This is a genomic window from Bacillus sp. RC251 (genome assembly GCF_044908765.1).
Lineage (GTDB): Bacteria > Bacillota > Bacilli > Bacillales > Bacillaceae_G > Bacillus_A > Bacillus_A wiedmannii.
In genome coordinates, this window is the sequence record NZ_JBIYDP010000007.1 from 124031 (window position 1) to 139495 (window position 15465).

A 15465-nucleotide genomic window follows, 5' to 3' on the forward strand; every position below is an offset into this window, starting at 1 on the left:
ATTTTATATTAATTACTAAAGAAATAAAAGATTTAATTTTCAGTTTTTTGATTTTATGTCCTATTTATTACCATTCCCCTTAATTCGTCATAACATGAATTTTATTCAAACAAAAAACTGAGGTGTTCTCTATACACCTCAGTTTTTCATAAAAATAATAACTTATTTAACCGACGATACACCTTCAACAAATTCACCAATCTTATTTTGAAAAACATAATCAAAGTTATATTCTTGCCCTGTTAACTCTTCATTTACTAAAATTGTTGTTGCCCCTATTTCCTTCTTTGCGATTTGTGGGAATGAAGCGACAGGTTGTACTTTTAACGACGTTCCCATAACGATAAGTACATCTGTTTCATATAAACGTGTTATCGCATTTTGATATTGCGGCAATGTATCTCCGTATAAAACAACGTCTGGATTTAAAATGAAATTACACTTCTCGCAGCGAGGCACTTCATGATCAATCATATACTGCAAATCATATCCCGCTTTACACTTCGGACAATGTGCTGTTTGAAGTGTTCCATGTAAATCAATGACATGCTTACTACCACCTAGTTGATGTAAACCGTCAATATTTTGCGTTAAAATCGTAATGTCTTTCCCTTGTTCTTCTAATTCAGCTAAAAAGCGATGGCCGCGATTTGGTTTATATTGATGAAACGTATTAATTTGAAAGATTTCTTTATAATGCTTCCAAAATTCTTTCGGACTCCTATTATAATATCCCCTTGATAAATACATCTCCACATTCGCATCAGCATATAATCCATTTGCTGAACGAAAATCTGGGATACCACTTTCCGTACTTGCTCCTGCACCTGTTAACGCTGTAATTTTCTTCGCTTTTTCTAAAATTGAACGTACTTCTTCAAATTGTTGCACAAAAATCACCTCTATGTATTTTCCTATACTTATTATACCAGTTGTTTACAAGAGGTGTTGTCTTTGTATAAAGAACTCTTTAAACTTCCTTATTTTATATAGTTTTTCTTGATGATATCTTTTGCATTATTGTACAGAAATACAAGGAAGATAACTGCTAGGATACCGTTTACCCAATAATATGTATTTCCAGAAGTAAACCTATTATAAAAGGATTGAGCATTATAATATAATAGCCCCGCTGAAAGCACAGTAGAGAATACTAACATACCAAAACTTTTCAAGATATCCACCTCAATTTCCAAAATCCCAATTTTTACAATAATTATACATGAGAATGGGCGAATTTAAAATATGCAATGTACCCTATCATTATCAAGTGAACGATATATCCTTCTTCCAAACAAAAATAACAACTACATACGCACTTCGGTACTACCTCAGAATCTTACTTAATGCGTCGTACCCCCAATTTCTACAATATCAACCTCAACTATCGTCGTTACCTCAACCGCCAGTTCTATCCCTTTACGAATAGTAGAAAGTGACATACTCGGTTGGCCTGGATAATTGCTCGCTTGTTCTGGTAAGAACGGAATATGAATAAATCCGCCTTTTATTTTCTTATCACGCTTCTCTAGTTCATGCATGAGACCGTAGAATAAATGATTACAAACGAATGTACCTGCTGTTTGTGAAACGGAAGCTGGTATCCCTTCTTCTTGTAGCTTTTTTACAATTGCTTTCATCGGAAGTGTAGACCAGTAGGCAGCTGATCCTTCTTCTACAACCGGTACATCTACGGGCTGATTTCCTTCATTGTCAGCAATTCTTGCATCATCAACGTTAATTGCAACACGCTCTATCGTAATATCTGGTCTGCCCCCAGCTTGTCCGATACATATAATCATTTCAGGGTTTAGTTCTTCTATATACTCTTTTAAAACTTGTATTGATTTATGAAATACAGTTGGTACTTGTTTACTAATAATCTTGTATTCTCCGATTGTTTTTTCGTGCAAACTTTTTGCGACTTCCCAAGCTGGGTTGATGCTTTCTCCGCCGAATGGATCAAATCCTGTTAGTAATACTGTTTTCATAGTTTTCCCTCCTAATTAGAAACGATATACAAGGCCGTACATAATAAACATATTTATGATAAAGATTGAAAGAGCAATTGGTACTTGCGCTTTAATAACTGCATTTTTATCTTTTAGCTCTAAAAGCATTGCCGGAACGATATTAAAGTTTGCTGCCATTGGAGTAAGCAATGTTCCGCAATATCCAGCAAACATACCAAGCGCTGCCATAATTGCCGGATTTCCACCGTGCATTTGAACAATTAAAGGTAAGCCAATTCCGCCAGTAATAACGGCAAACGCTGCGAATGCATTTCCCATTACGACTGTAAAGAGCATCATTCCTAAACAATATGCCATAACAGCAACGAACGGATACTCTGTCGGTAATACTTGTCCGACTAAATCAGAAACGACTTGTCCAACGCCAGATTTTGCAAAAATACCACCAAGTGCCGCTAACATTTGTGGTAAAATAACAGCCCAACCGACAGCTTGTAATAGTCTGCTTCCTTCTTGCACAGGCGTTGTTATTTTCGATTTTGTAATACGCATCGCCGCAATGAATGCAAGTAGTGCCCCAAGTGCTAATGCAACTAATGTGACTTTATCTGGATCAACAAGGGATACATTCCCCCATTTAATCTTCCCTAACGTTAACGTACCGATAATTGTAAAAATAGGAATTAATAGTGCAGGCATAAAAATTTTATTTTTTAATTTCTCCGCATGTTTCACACGTTCTTGTACTGGAACTTCTTTCTCCTCTGATTTTGTTACTTTATTTAATGAAGCTAACACGACCATAGCAAGCACAATACAACCAACGTAAAACGAAGGAATTACATTTCCAAATAAAAATGTAACTGCAAACAATGCCCAAAATAAGCTAGAACCAAATCGATTTGGATGCTCACGATCAAACGCAATACGAACAGCGATAAATGCAACGATTATACCTAATACGTAATAAATTGTATCCATAGTTATGATGTTCATATTATATTGCCTCCTTCTCTTCTTTTCCTTCTGTCTTCATTGTTTTCTCTATATATTTATCAAACCTTCTAAACCTAATCCAGCTCACGATAAGTGCAGATATTGCAGTTGGAATACCCCAAAGTGCCATATCCCATACACCGACATGCATACCTACTGAATCGAAGAATCCTTTCATTAATAAAATGGCACCAGTTGCGATAAAAATGTCTTCTCCGAAAAACCAAGCTGTATTTTCCGCAGCTGCTGCGTTTGCTTTAATCTTCTCTCTTAATTTTTCAGGAAGTTTACCGTATTTACCTTGCGCAGCCCCTTCTGCCATCGGTGCAACGAGCGGTCTTACTGTTTGCGCATGACCACCAATGTTCAGCCCCAGTGCTGCTGATGATTCTCTTATCGTAAAATATGACATTAATACTCTTCCAGTTGTTGCACCTTTAGATTTCGTTATAAGTGCTTCTGCTCTTTCTTTTAAACCGTAACGCTCTAAAATTCCAATTACCGGTAAAGTTAATATTATTGGCATAGACATATATCTATTTTCTATGAAAAATTTACCGAACATGCTAATGACATCATAAAAGCTTAACCCTGAAACCATACCAGTAACAATACCTGCAACCATAACTACTAATAGTGTATTTAATCTAAATAAAAAACCAACTGCAACAAGTAATATCCCGATTAATTTAATCATTCCAGCACTTCCCCCTATTCTTTATTTCGGTGCACAAATAGAAATACCATTAAGTTCGAATGTTCTGTATATTTTTTCCGCAAATTGGACTGCTTTCTCTCCATCACCATGTAAACAAATTGTTTGTGCTTGAACTGCTACTTTCTCTCCGCTCACCGCGTTTACATACCCTTCTTTCACCATTTGAAGCACTTGCTTTATCGCTTCGTCTTCATTTTTTATGAGCGCATTTTCTTCTGTACGACTTGTCAACGTTCCATCTTGCTTATACGTACGATCTGCAAAAGCTTCTTGTACGAGAGTTATATTGTATTTTTCCGCAGCCTGTATAAACGCCTCGCTATTTGCTAATCCGTAAAGTAATAGAGTTGGATTCACATGAGAAATTGCCTTTGCGATTGCATTTGTAATTTCTAGATTAGTTACTGCCATATTATATAAAGCACCGTGCGGTTTTACATGATGTATCTTCCCGCCAGCTGCTTTCACAAAAGCGTCTAATGCACCGATTTGATATAAAACGTAATCGTATACTTCACTTGCTGAAACATTCATGTTTCTTCTTCCAAATCCAATTAAATCAGGAAAACCAGGATGCGCGCCAATTGCTACGTTATGCTGCAGTGCCTTTTCGACCGTTTTCCTCATTACAGTCGGATCACCCGCATGAAAACCACAAGCAACATTTATAGAGGAAACGAACGGAAGAATTCCATCATCATTCCCCATTTTATAAGCTCCAAAACTTTCTCCTAAATCACAATTTAAATCGATTGTCGTCACGATATTCCCCTCCTAATGTCAACTTCGTAAAGTGATGAATTTCTTTAATAGATTCATATTTACTTCTTGTTCTATGTACAATTGTTCCGCTTCCTCAAGTGTAATTTTCTCAAAAGATACATAGTCCCCCGGTTTTAACTGAGCAAGAAGTGGTAAATCTACTGAAATAATATTTCCCATTCTCGGATAGCCACCTGTCGTTTGCCTATCTGCCATTAATATAATCGGCTGTCCTCCATTAGGAACTTGAATGGTCCCAAATGTAACCGGACTCGATAAAATCTCTTTTTCTTCCACTCTATTTAAAACTTCTCCTTCAACTCTATAGCCCATACGGTCAGCGTAATTAGATACTTTATATTCTTTCGTAAAAAATGCCTGTATACTTTCTTCTGTAAATTGATCATATTCAAAATCAGTTATAACGCGAAGCTTAGGGTACTTCTTATACTTTGGCAGTACGCTTTTGCTAATTGCCCATTTCGTTTTGATTTGCTCCTCCTTTTGTAAGTCTTGAATGAAACGACTCGCTATTTCTGAGTGGGTACCAATTTGAAAATAATCTCCTTTTTTCAGCATTCTTCCCTCAATACCACCAATCGCAGCACGTATATAAGTACTTTTGCTTCCCATCGTATGATCAATATGTATACCACCTGCAAAAGTCACATACGCTCTGCAACCGTTTTTCACTTTCCCAAAACAAAGCATGCTACCTTCTTCCGCTAAAATGGGACGCCATAACGGAATACGCTTCCCATTCAGTAACGGCTCCATATTTGCTCCACCAATTGCGAGTAACGTCGTTTTCTTTATTAACAATTTCGGTCCCATAATCGTCATTTCGAGTCCCGCTTCATTCTCTTCATTACCGACTAATATATTGATCATCCGAAGTGCACTTTGATCCATGGCCCCGCCAACTGGTACACCGTATTGTTGATAATGAGCTCGCCCTAAATCTTGGACTGTTGTAAACATTCCTGCATGTAAAACTTCTACATCCATTCTTTAGCCCCCTCAAGTGATACGTACTCTTCCTTCGTTATTGGGATAAATCGTAAATACATACCGCTTTGAATATATGTTGGTGTTTCTTCTTCTGGATTAAATAAGGAGATTGGAGTTCGGCCGATAATATTCCATCCTCCTGGTGTTTCAAGCGGATATATACCTGTTTGATTCCCACCAATCCCTACTGAACCGGGAGGTATTTGTAACCGCGGCGTTTCTTTTCTAGGTGTTTCTAGTTCTTTTGATAGTCCTCCTAAATACGGGAACCCTGGTGTAAAACCTAACATATACACAAAATATGTTGTTTCACTATGTATACGAATAACATCCTCCGCTTGTAACCCTCTAGAATGTGCGACCTCTTCTAAATCAGGTCCATATTCTCCCCCGTAGCAAACAGGTATAGAAATATGTTTCACATCTTGATTCACTTCTTCTTTATATGAATTACATAGCTCTTTTATATATTGACAAACGTAATGATACGGCCCTTCACTTCTCCCATTTCGCTTCCATACTTCGTATACATTGTAGTAGACAGCTAATGAAGTGAAAGATGGCACACACTCAACCATTCCTGCAAACGGATGCTGCCTTAACGCTTGAAACAATCGCTGCACTTTTTCGTATGTCTCCATCCCAATTTCTTCACCAAATGTAACAATAATTGCTTGATCCCCTAACGCAGAAAATTTCATCCCACTCCCTCTTTCTATGCCAAAAAGCCGAGTTCTTTCGAAATGCGATGTGCTGTTTCTTTCACCTTCGCAATAAAATATGAAATGTTACTTTCGCTGTACTCAATTGCTAATCCCGAAATACTAATACCCGCTACAACCGTTCCATCGCTTGCAAAAATGGGCGCTGCTATAGCCGCTGTATGATTTTCTAACTCCGAGTAGCTAATTGTATGTCCTTCCTTTTTCGCCATTTGCAACACTTCTAGCAATTGTTCCTTATCCACAATTGTTCCATCTGCAAACTGTTTTAAATCCGTTTCCTCTATGTATTTCCGTTTCTCTTCCTCAGAGAAATACGATAGTAAAATTCTCGGACATGCACCCGCATAAAGTGGCGCTCTTCTTCCAACTGCCGTATACACGCGTACAGGCTGAACGCCTTCCATCTTTTCCACATAAATCGCGTCATTACCATCTTGAATAATTAAATTAACTGCCTGTCCTAAACTATCTCTAAGCTCTTTCATATATGGAATCGCAATATTCCTTACTGATAATCTTTGTGAAACAAGTTGACCGAACCGTAAAAATACGACCCCTAAACGATATTTCCCCTTCTCGTTTTTTTGTAAAAACTCCATTTCTTCTAACGAGCCAATTAAACGATAAACAGATGTTTTCGGCATACTCGTAAGCTGAACCATCTCTGTTAAACTTAGCTCTTCATGCTCATAAAACAACTCTAAAATATCCATTGTCTTAACTGCCGTTTTATTTATACTCATTCTATCTCCCTCTTGTTCCGAATTTCGAAACTTAAATTCCGTTTTTTGAAACGAATATATAATTTAAAATTATAAAATATTCTTTCAATTCTATCAATATTTTTTTCAAGCGTATGACTCGATATATTTGTCAGTAATTTAAAAAACGTCAATAATTCAATTCTTTTGTAAATTTTCACATTAAACCATTACATATCCAACATATTCCAATTATCATGATATATGTAAAACAACATATAAAGAGTGTTTCTTTTGAAAAAGTTGCTAGTAATTCCTGCTATTATGTTATCTTTTTGTATAGGTTATAATGTGACATTTGCGACAAATGAAGATACTCATTCAACCGCTAAAGTTGCCCAACATCATAAAATAGCGAACGAAGAAATTCATTTTTTCGGATCAAGTATTTCTGACTTTTACTATTCTCACGGGGATGACTTAAGCGTTCTTGTAAAAAATATAGGCGATTCTCCTTTTAGTTACACTTTATATACTGCTAAAGATTCTTGGATGATTGACGGAACTTTAAAACCTGGGGAACAAGCGATCAACGAATTTAGTATAAATTGGAGCGATTGGCTTCCTGAAGGTGAATATAAGATTAAATTCAGGAATAATGATGGTTCTCTTTCAAAAGTTCAAGTTATAGCAAAACCAAACATTTAAATAAAGCACAAAAAAAGTATGGAAGAATATTCTTCCATACTTTTTGTTTTATAACGCTCTTACTTGTTTCAACGGCCAGAAAACAGCTTGGCCTTTTCCGACAATTTCATCTTCTGAAATAAATCCGAACATTCGACCGTCTTTCGAAACTTCACGATTATCTCCTAAAACAAACACTTGGCCTTCTGGCACTTTCGTTTTTCCAGTGATTTGTTCTAACGTAAAGTCTGGAGTTAGTACACGGCCTGCTGCTTTTTCTTTAAACTCTTTTAAATATGGTTCTTCCATCGCTGTTCCGTTTACATATAACACATCGTTTTTATACTCCACTGTATCGCCTGGTAAACCAATCACTCGTTTTACTAAATCGTATCCTTCTTTTCCGTGGAAGACGATAATATCAAAGCGATCTAATCCACTTATACTATAACCAATCTTATTCACAAGAACTCGTTCGTTATTTTCTAAAGTAGGCATCATCGATTCACCTTGTACTAATGAAGGTGTAAATAAAACACCGCGAATAATAGCAATTAATAAAAGAGTAAATCCTATCGTTTTAGCCCATGAGAATAATTCTTTCTTCGTATTTTCCTTCATCGTTTCTCCTCTTTCTTAACTGTTTATTGTATAATTTGAACTAATTCTTGTACTAAATTAAGATCAATTTCAGAAAAACATGATTTCCCTTCTCTTACCGCTGTACCGACATGTGCTTGCGAAATTCCAGTTTCATCTAGTAATTTCTTTATATTTTCTTTCGTCACGCCAGCTCCAGCAACAAGTTGAATTTGGCCATCGCTTACCTTTTGCATTTCTGCAAGCACCGGAATATTATCTACTATATTTCCTTGTCCACCTGAAGTTAAAACGTGAGTCACTTTATGAAACTTCTTTAAAGTTCTCATCGCTTCTACTGGATTTTCTGTATCATCTATTGCACGGTGATATGTGACATTTATCCTGTCTACCACAGATAATAAATCCGCTAGTTTCTTTTCATCCACTTCATTTCGTTCATTTAATACACCTAATACAACACCAGCTACTCCTAATTTCTGAGCAACTACAATATCTTCTTTCATCATTTCAATTTCTTCTTCCGTATATGTAAAAGATTTCGCATGCGGACGAATCATAACGTGAATTGGTACATGTACTGCTTCTACCGCTTTTTTAATAAATGCATAACTCGGCGTTAAACCGCCTTCTGTATAAGATGAAATTAATTCAATTCGCTTCCCGCCAGCTCGTTCAATTCGTTTCACATCTTCTAAACATGTTGCAATAACCTCTAGCATGAGATGACCTCTTTTCGTGCTTTTTTCTTATTATACAGTAGGTGAAATAAGAAGCATAGCATTCTCCTATAAAACTATAAAAAGAAGAATGAAAAGAAAGATTTTTTTTATTGATTGCCTTCATTGTTAATATTATATTCTACTAAAAAAGGAGTAACCCCTAGAACTTCTGACTAGGTGTCACTCCTTTTTATTTTACAAAAATACTAGGTTTCCCCTATACATTTAGTTATTTTTCTTAGTTACTTCATTATAATAGTGGCTAAATCCTTCTACTAATGCGTCAACTGACGCATACAATTCTTCTGGTGTATTATCTACCCCTCCCATTTCAATAAGTAATGCATTCGGAGAAAGGTCTTGATTATATACTCCGTTCCCGCTTTTACGATCTTTAATAAAAATGCCTCGGCTTAAACCGTAATACTTTTCATCTAAATATGAATTGATTGCCGTTACTATTTTTTTATTTTTTTCATAATTAGGATTTTCCCGTCCTAAAATGAAATAGAGCCGAGCATAATTCTTTCCGTTAATATTTTTTGTTGTAGTATTTTTTCGTGCATCATCTCTATGGAGGTCCATTGGGAACATAATATTTTTATCTTGCGTTAATTTATCTTGTAATATTTGACGGGACCCTTTATAAGATTGGGCCCAATTTAAATTTTTATTTCGCAGAAAATCCCTCATATTTGTCGTATCATGCGAAACACCTATTCCTTTTTCTTCTAATTTTTGTTTTAAATAGTTTCCAACAAACGTAATATTCACTTCATTATTTGTACTGGAAGCATCATCGGGTACAGTAGCACCTGGAATAAGAGGAATAAACGATTCCCAACTATGTGTATGATAAATAAAAACTTTATTTTCACTGTTATTTTGTGTATTTGAATTTTTATCAGTAGAATTGTTTTCTTTCCCACTCTTTGGGCGCTCAACAGCAGTACCTTTATCTTTAATTTTATCTAAAGGAATGCTGGATTCTTCAGGAATGTTCGTATAATCTGTTCCTTCCCCAGCAATTAATATTTCCGAATAAAATTGATTCATATTAGGAAGTTCTCTAGTTAATAAACTTCGGAGATCATTTACATTAATGTTTGTAGAAAGTGACAGTAAAAAAGATTCCAAAGACGCTCGTCCTTTTTCTTGATGAAATTCTTCTGCAAAATAACGATTTTCACTTCCTATCATATACATAAGACCTTTAGTAGAATTCGTTCCTAATAACTGATTCATATAAAATGATTTAAATACGCTGGAATTACTAGAAATGACGAATGAAGTGAGGATACATATAATCGTGAATAAAATACATATCACTACATATCTTACATTCAATACTTTCAGTTTCACTTTATTCATTTTATATCTCCCTTCATTTACTATATTCTTACGCATAATTTTTAAGTAATATGATTACTAATTTAATAGAATTGCCTCAAAAATTTTAAAAGAAATGAAATAACCTGAGTCTATATAAATATAGTACTCAGGTTATTTCATGCCGTTTACTTGACAGAAGACACTGCATTTTAATGGGATTTTTTATTTTCCATGTCAATGCCTAATTGGTCTTTCAATAACTTCATACCTTTTTTTGTAAGATGGACGGCTCTATTCTTATCCGTTTTTGTAATCCATTCCTGTTCAAAAAATAGTTTTGCTATCGCAGATCCTAACCAACCAGCAATATGGTAGCGTCGTTCACTCCAATCAAGACAAGGTTTTGCAAATACCCTTCTCTTTATATCTGCCGTTTCAATATTTATTCCAAAATTCAGAAACCACTGCTTACCTTGTTCCGTTACAATGTATTCTCCTTTCTCTAAAATTATAAATTCCTTATCTAATAATTTTTCGGTTATCTCTACACCGAGTTTGCCTGCAAGATGATCATAGCAAGTTCGAGCATAACGAACTTGTTTTAGTTGATCCGATTGTTTTAAAGAACGAACTTGGACTGTTGGTGCGATTGTTCCTAACTTTTCAAGAACTTCTGCTACCTCTTGATTAGCAAGTCGATAGTAACGATGTCTACCATGTTGTTCAACTGTAAGTAGATTCCCCTCTACTAATTTAGAAAGATGGGAACTAATCGTTGGATGTGACACTTTTGCCTTATAAGCCAATTCGCTAGCAGGTAGTGCCTGATTATTCATTAGACAATCTAAGATAATTGCTCTTGTAGGTTCAGCAATTAGTTTAGCTATATATGAGATATTCGGATATACATTCATATTTCGATGATACCCTAACTATTAAACTGATACAATTATTTTAAGTTTAATAGTAAAGGAGAATGTATTATGAATGCAATTGATCTTAGTATATTAAATTTGAAAGAAACGAGAAGGCGCTCAGAAAAATTATGGAATTCTCTTCCCGATAATTTTCTTAATTGGAAACCTGATCATGAAGCTATGTCCTTTGGTGAGATGATTCGTCATGTATGGAGCTCAACTTTTTACTATCATATGATTTTAAAAAACAACGGCTCAATACATGATATACATTTCCCGTATGATGACGAGCCAATTACTTGTGTAAAAAAGGAAATTGAATTGGCACAATCGTACTTTACTGACTTTATAGAATATGTTCAATCCATAAGCATAGCTGAGCTAGATTCAACCCTTATTGATCGAAGCGATGTTGGCTATGAAAGATATTTAGGCGACATGCTATTACGAATTGCCTATCATGATGCGGTCCATGCTGGTCAATTTTTACAATATTTACGAATTATAAACTTGGAAAGACCTTTAATCTGGGATTAAATATAACAAATGTTTACAAAGCTTTCAAACTGGCATTATAATAATACGCAACCAATTATCTAACTAGTCAAAATTCTTTCCGTTAGTTAAAAAGAGCAATTTAGTTGTTGTACGATAATTAATATATGGGAATGATCACGTGAAAAAGCACTCTGAATTAAAAAAGCATTTATGTGAACTGGAGGAAAAACTATTAGAACCTAAAACTCGTACAAATCCAACAGAACTGGACAAATTACTTGCAGACGACTTTTTTGAGTTTGGAAGTTCGGGAAACGTTTGGTATAAGAAGGATTCTGTTGGTGGAGACGGACTTAGTGTGAGAGAAATGACTCTTTCTAATTTTGAAATATACCCTTTATCGAAGGATACTGTGTTGGCGACATATCTTGTAAGAGCTGAAACTAGAATGCAGAATACTTTGCGAAGTTCCATTTGGAAACTGATAGATGGAAAATGGCAAATGTTTTTCCATCAAGGAACACTTACAAAATCATGATAACCATTTATACTAAAAATCTACATCTCAATTTGGTACGTCGTACACATAAAAAGCACGTGTTCGATTACTAATCAAACACGTGCTTTCAAAACAACTATATTGTCCATAAACAATAAAATGTAAGTTAAAAAAACTACGACCGAAACGCCGCATCCGCTAACATAGATAGTGTTGCATCATCCATCGGCGGATTGTGCAATCCTGCTCTGACGTTTAAATAGTAACGATGAAGCGGATTTTTTTCTGATAAACTTTTTGCCCCTACGATGCGCATTGATTTATCCACTATTGATATCGCCGCATTTGTTACGGCGTATTTCACTGCCGCTAATTCTGCTTGCAGTGATAGTTTATCTTCTGCCTCATCGTACTTTTTCGCAATTTGATATAAAAAGACGCGAGCTTGCATAAGCTCAAGTTCTAATTCTCCAACTAATCTTCTAACATTCGGCAATAAACTAATAGAATGATTTAAACTGTTTGGCTTGTATGATCCCGCAAATTGAACCGCATAATTTCTTGCTGATTGTGCAATTCCTAAATAACATGCTGGTATATGTAGCAACCAGCCAATACCCTTTTGTTTCACTTTCCCGCCCAATACATTCGTAAAAAAGCGACTTTCTATCTCTACATTTTGTAAGACAAGGTCGTGACTAGCAGTCCCTCGCATCGCAACGCTATCCCACGTTTCTTCAATGGATACACCGAGCGTATTTCTGGGAATGACAAACTCACCAACTTCTTCTCGGCCTTCCACACTCGCTGAAATAATAAAATAATCAAGTATTGGCGCCATCGTTGTAAAAGTTTTTCTTCCATTTATAATCCACTTCTCGCCTTGTTGAACCGCTATCGTTTCTGGCTTACCACCACGCGTCGGACTCCCTGTTTTTGGTTCTGTTGCTGCCCTGTTAAAAAGCGCACCGTTACGTACTTCTTCGCAAAACCATTTGAACATCTCATCATTCCAAGAGTGATTTTCCGCTAGCTCTTTCACAATGCCAATATGCCAGCCAATCGATAACGCAGTAGCTCCGCAGCCTTCCGCGATTTTCTCTTGAAATAAAACGAAGTCATATAAAGAAATCGCACTACCACCAAATTCCTTCGGTAACGTTAATTTCGTATATCCGATATCTTTCAAATCACTTATATTTTCATACGGAAATGATCCTAATTCACTTAGTTGATGCTCTCTTTCCATGAACTTCGGAATCAATTTATTTATTTGTTCAATAATGAAAGATTGTTCTTCTGTTTCAACAAATGAGAGTGCCATACTATAATCTCCTTTATGTTCGATTCATCAACCGCTCACTTTTTCATTATGATTATATGAAGCTACCTCTCTATTGTTTCACTATTCCGATAAAAATACAATGTTTTTGACCAATAAGAAAAGTTCCCATTTAAAATAGGTTCTTTTCTTATATTAGTCTCCCTTCAATGCCTTTAACGGCAAAGAGGTTACATATCCAATGTACGAGAATAATTCTTTAAAGAAGAATGGTATTTCTGTGTCTAACGTTTTATATGCTGATGTCGGCGTTGGTGAAGCATACGCTTCAATATTAATATGTTTTGCGATTCTCATTGCGCGTTTCATATGAAGTGGATCACTTACAATCGTGTATGTGCGTATTCCGTTCTCTATTCCAACTTCCTTCGCATTCTTTAAGTTTTCTTCTGTGAAAAGGGATTTTGTTTCAATTAAAATATCTTCCTCTTTTACACCTTGTTTCATTGCATATACTCTTGCAGTACGCGCTTCCTCAAGTTCTGCCTCGAACTTTGTACCACCTGTAAAAATAATCTTTTTAATATTTCCGTTCTTATATAAAGAAATCGCATGATTAATTCTTTCTTTAAATACAGGAGATGGTTTTCCGTTCCATGAAGCTGCTCCTAATACAATACCAGCATCCGTTTTCACACTATCATCTGTTTTAAAACGATAGCTCCAAATATCGTAAGCTGCATAACTTACATATAAAATAGCAGAACAAATCATTAGTAAAAATACTTGAAAGATTCGTCTTTTCTTACTCTTCTTATTTTCTTTCATTTGTAATTGCCTCCGTACATCATCCATACTTCTATAAAAAAACATTTATATCAAATCGTTTCGTTTGAGTTTATTTAAAAGAAGGAACTTTACTTGTTATTTATGTATAAAAGGGTTTTCATTTAAAATTGAGGATTATCAATTCATTTTTATTTGCGGTTTTCATTACATGTTTTAAATTCATAAGTTTATTACCATACAACTACATTGTAACGAATTTTTTCTCAGAAGGGAACGATGAAACAAAAGGAATTAAAATAAAGTAGCATTTTGTAAGAAAAAAGGTATATTTTTCATACATCACGAACAATATACCTTTCAAAACACGAATTATAACTTTTCTTTATACAACTCTAAATTTTCTAATAAACGTGCTTTCACAACTGGCCATTCACTTGCGATAATACTATATACAACCGCATCTCTCACATGACCACTTGGCAATTTTCTTTCGTTTCTAAGCACACCCTCTTTTACTGCACCTAACCTTTCAATTGCTCGTTGTGCTTTTTCATTTCTTGCATCCGTCTTAATTTGTACTCTCAGCATACGTAATTTTTCAAAAGCATATTGGAGAAGCATGTACTTACACTCTGTATTTATACTCGTACGTTGCACACTTGGATGATACCAAGTTTGCCCTAACTCGACTGTCTTATCTTCTACTGAAATATTATATAGACGTGTACTTCCTACAATCGTATTCGTCTGTTGATCTACTACAACAAAAGGTATTTGCGTACCCTTTCCATAACCTTGTATCGCTTTTTGAACGTATTGCTGCATATCTTGCGCACTATCCATTTTAGAAATTAAATACGCCCAAATATCCCGATTTCCTTCTACAATCGAAAACAAAGTTTCGACATCATCACTATCTATTAACCGTAACTTTGCTCTTTCGTGAATGCTTTCCATTTGTAAGCCCCCTTTTTCTTACTATATCATACAAAATAAAATTTAATTATATAGATATTTTAATTTTAATCCCACTTTTAAATGCACTTACATTCAATTTTTAATAACTTCTCACATCATAATCAACCAAAAATCTCTAACAAATACCGTTTACATCTCATTGTTTCAAGCTACATTCATATTGGTTTCGTTTCATGTGAAATTATTCTTTTTCTAATGGTCTAATGTGTGTTCTTTAAAGATTTGCACAGCAAAAATGCTATTTTTTCTACAAATAGATTATTGTTTTTCATTTA

General features: G+C 35.2%; 19 protein-coding genes. 3 read left to right on the forward strand and 16 right to left on the reverse strand.

Annotated elements, in window-relative coordinates:
• Positions 1–162: 162 nt before the first annotated feature.
• From ABH961_RS20660 to ABH961_RS20700, 9 genes are all read right to left on the reverse strand, one after another.
• Entirely contained in the window at positions 163–900 is a 738-nt protein-coding gene (locus ABH961_RS20660) for an NAD-dependent protein deacylase (RefSeq protein WP_088110319.1), read from the reverse strand.
• Positions 901–980: 80 nt separating this feature from the next.
• Entirely contained in the window at positions 981–1175 is a 195-nt protein-coding gene (locus ABH961_RS20665) for a hypothetical protein (protein ID WP_048547791.1), read from the reverse strand.
• 168 nt (positions 1176–1343) lie between these two features.
• Positions 1344–1991 (reverse strand): pyroglutamyl-peptidase I, encoded by a 648-nt coding sequence (pcp, locus tag ABH961_RS20670; RefSeq protein ID WP_048547793.1) that lies wholly within the window; start codon positions 1989–1991, stop codon positions 1344–1346.
• 15 nt (positions 1992–2006) lie between these two features.
• Positions 2007–2969 carry a DUF979 domain-containing protein gene (locus tag ABH961_RS20675; protein ID WP_046959846.1) on the reverse strand — a complete coding sequence of 321 codons (963 nt, stop codon included), beginning with the start codon at positions 2967–2969 and terminating at the stop codon, positions 2007–2009.
• A gap of 1 nt (position 2970) precedes the next feature.
• Positions 2971–3666, reverse strand: a complete 696-nt coding sequence (locus ABH961_RS20680; protein ID WP_000593393.1) for a DUF969 domain-containing protein — start codon at positions 3664–3666, stop codon at positions 2971–2973.
• A 21-nt stretch (positions 3667–3687) separates the two neighbouring features.
• Positions 3688–4449, reverse strand: coding sequence for a 5-oxoprolinase subunit PxpA (pxpA, locus tag ABH961_RS20685; RefSeq protein ID WP_098079358.1), 762 nt, complete (start codon positions 4447–4449; stop codon positions 3688–3690).
• A gap of 18 nt (positions 4450–4467) precedes the next feature.
• Positions 4468–5457, reverse strand: a complete 990-nt coding sequence (locus tag ABH961_RS20690) for a 5-oxoprolinase subunit C family protein (RefSeq protein WP_098080620.1) — start codon at positions 5455–5457, stop codon at positions 4468–4470.
• A complete protein-coding gene (gene pxpB, locus ABH961_RS20695) occupies positions 5448–6161 on the reverse strand; it encodes a 5-oxoprolinase subunit PxpB (protein ID WP_098069184.1) in 714 nt (237 codons plus the stop codon). The genes ABH961_RS20690 and pxpB overlap by 10 nt, the downstream gene beginning before the upstream one ends.
• 14 nt (positions 6162–6175) lie before the next feature.
• A complete protein-coding gene (locus tag ABH961_RS20700; RefSeq protein WP_048547800.1) occupies positions 6176–6928 on the reverse strand; it encodes an IclR family transcriptional regulator in 753 nt (250 codons plus the stop codon).
• Positions 6929–7180: 252 nt separating this feature from the next.
• Between ABH961_RS20700 and ABH961_RS20705 the strand changes: the two genes are divergently transcribed.
• Complete coding sequence (locus ABH961_RS20705; protein WP_098048421.1) at positions 7181–7594, forward strand: hypothetical protein; 414 nt, start codon at positions 7181–7183, stop codon at positions 7592–7594.
• Positions 7595–7642: 48 nt separating this feature from the next.
• On the opposite strand, the gene lepB is transcribed toward ABH961_RS20705, so the two are convergent.
• The 4 genes from lepB to ABH961_RS20725 all read right to left on the reverse strand — a co-directional run bounded on the left by lepB (position 7643) and on the right by ABH961_RS20725 (position 11141).
• On the reverse strand, positions 7643–8194 hold the full coding sequence (gene lepB / locus ABH961_RS20710; protein ID WP_048547804.1) for a signal peptidase I: 552 nt from the start codon (positions 8192–8194) through the stop codon (positions 7643–7645).
• 23 nt (positions 8195–8217) lie between these two features.
• The gene (locus ABH961_RS20715; RefSeq protein ID WP_098048420.1) at positions 8218–8895 is read right to left on the reverse strand and encodes a copper homeostasis protein CutC; all 678 of its coding nucleotides are present in this window, start codon (positions 8893–8895) and stop codon (positions 8218–8220) included.
• Between the two features lie 225 nt (positions 8896–9120).
• A complete protein-coding gene (locus tag ABH961_RS20720) occupies positions 9121–10266 on the reverse strand; it encodes a stage II sporulation protein P (protein WP_098079363.1) in 1146 nt (381 codons plus the stop codon).
• A gap of 170 nt (positions 10267–10436) precedes the next feature.
• Positions 10437–11141: an ArsR/SmtB family transcription factor gene (locus ABH961_RS20725; RefSeq protein ID WP_048547809.1), complete on the reverse strand. Its 705-nt coding sequence runs from the start codon at positions 11139–11141 to the stop codon at positions 10437–10439.
• A gap of 69 nt (positions 11142–11210) precedes the next feature.
• Between ABH961_RS20725 and ABH961_RS20730 the strand changes: the two genes are divergently transcribed.
• Both ABH961_RS20730 and ABH961_RS20735 read left to right on the forward strand, forming a co-directional pair.
• Positions 11211–11681 (forward strand): DinB family protein, encoded by a 471-nt coding sequence (locus ABH961_RS20730; RefSeq protein WP_098079365.1) that lies wholly within the window; start codon positions 11211–11213, stop codon positions 11679–11681.
• Between the two features lie 139 nt (positions 11682–11820).
• On the forward strand, positions 11821–12180 hold the full coding sequence (locus tag ABH961_RS20735; protein WP_098079368.1) for a nuclear transport factor 2 family protein: 360 nt from the start codon (positions 11821–11823) through the stop codon (positions 12178–12180).
• A 136-nt stretch (positions 12181–12316) separates the two neighbouring features.
• Here ABH961_RS20735 and ABH961_RS20740 read toward each other — a convergent pair whose 3' ends face one another.
• The 3 genes from ABH961_RS20740 to ABH961_RS20750 form a co-directional block, all read right to left on the reverse strand.
• A complete protein-coding gene (locus ABH961_RS20740; protein WP_048547812.1) occupies positions 12317–13465 on the reverse strand; it encodes an acyl-CoA dehydrogenase family protein in 1149 nt (382 codons plus the stop codon).
• 153 nt (positions 13466–13618) lie between these two features.
• Entirely contained in the window at positions 13619–14251 is a 633-nt protein-coding gene (locus tag ABH961_RS20745; protein WP_000662223.1) for a YdcF family protein, read from the reverse strand.
• A gap of 330 nt (positions 14252–14581) precedes the next feature.
• The gene (locus tag ABH961_RS20750) at positions 14582–15169 is read right to left on the reverse strand and encodes a GNAT family N-acetyltransferase (RefSeq protein ID WP_098079371.1); all 588 of its coding nucleotides are present in this window, start codon (positions 15167–15169) and stop codon (positions 14582–14584) included.
• Positions 15170–15465 lie beyond the last annotated feature (296 nt).

What these genes read in the sequence shown, in the direction of transcription:
- pcp (WP_048547793.1), bottom strand. Translation starts at nt 1,991, where the DNA reads ATGAAAACAGTATTACTAACAGGATTTGATCCATTCGGCGGAGAAAGC.
- ABH961_RS20675 (WP_046959846.1), bottom strand. Translation starts at nt 2,969, where the DNA reads ATGAACATCATAACTATGGATACAATTTATTACGTATTAGGTATAATC.
- ABH961_RS20680 (WP_000593393.1), bottom strand. Translation starts at nt 3,666, where the DNA reads ATGATTAAATTAATCGGGATATTACTTGTTGCAGTTGGTTTTTTATTT.
- ABH961_RS20690 (WP_098080620.1), bottom strand. Translation starts at nt 5,457, where the DNA reads ATGGATGTAGAAGTTTTACATGCAGGAATGTTTACAACAGTCCAAGAT.
- pxpB (WP_098069184.1), bottom strand. Translation starts at nt 6,161, where the DNA reads ATGAAATTTTCTGCGTTAGGGGATCAAGCAATTATTGTTACATTTGGT.
- ABH961_RS20700 (WP_048547800.1), bottom strand. Translation starts at nt 6,928, where the DNA reads ATGAGTATAAATAAAACGGCAGTTAAGACAATGGATATTTTAGAGTTG.
- lepB (WP_048547804.1), bottom strand. Translation starts at nt 8,194, where the DNA reads ATGAAGGAAAATACGAAGAAAGAATTATTCTCATGGGCTAAAACGATA.
- ABH961_RS20715 (WP_098048420.1), bottom strand. Translation starts at nt 8,895, where the DNA reads ATGCTAGAGGTTATTGCAACATGTTTAGAAGATGTGAAACGAATTGAA.
- ABH961_RS20720 (WP_098079363.1), bottom strand. Translation starts at nt 10,266, where the DNA reads ATGAATAAAGTGAAACTGAAAGTATTGAATGTAAGATATGTAGTGATA.
- ABH961_RS20725 (WP_048547809.1), bottom strand. Translation starts at nt 11,141, where the DNA reads ATGAATGTATATCCGAATATCTCATATATAGCTAAACTAATTGCTGAA.
- ABH961_RS20730 (WP_098079365.1), top strand. Translation starts at nt 11,211, where the DNA reads ATGAATGCAATTGATCTTAGTATATTAAATTTGAAAGAAACGAGAAGG.
- ABH961_RS20740 (WP_048547812.1), bottom strand. Translation starts at nt 13,465, where the DNA reads ATGGCACTCTCATTTGTTGAAACAGAAGAACAATCTTTCATTATTGAA.
- ABH961_RS20745 (WP_000662223.1), bottom strand. Translation starts at nt 14,251, where the DNA reads ATGAAAGAAAATAAGAAGAGTAAGAAAAGACGAATCTTTCAAGTATTT.
- ABH961_RS20750 (WP_098079371.1), bottom strand. Translation starts at nt 15,169, where the DNA reads ATGGAAAGCATTCACGAAAGAGCAAAGTTACGGTTAATAGATAGTGAT.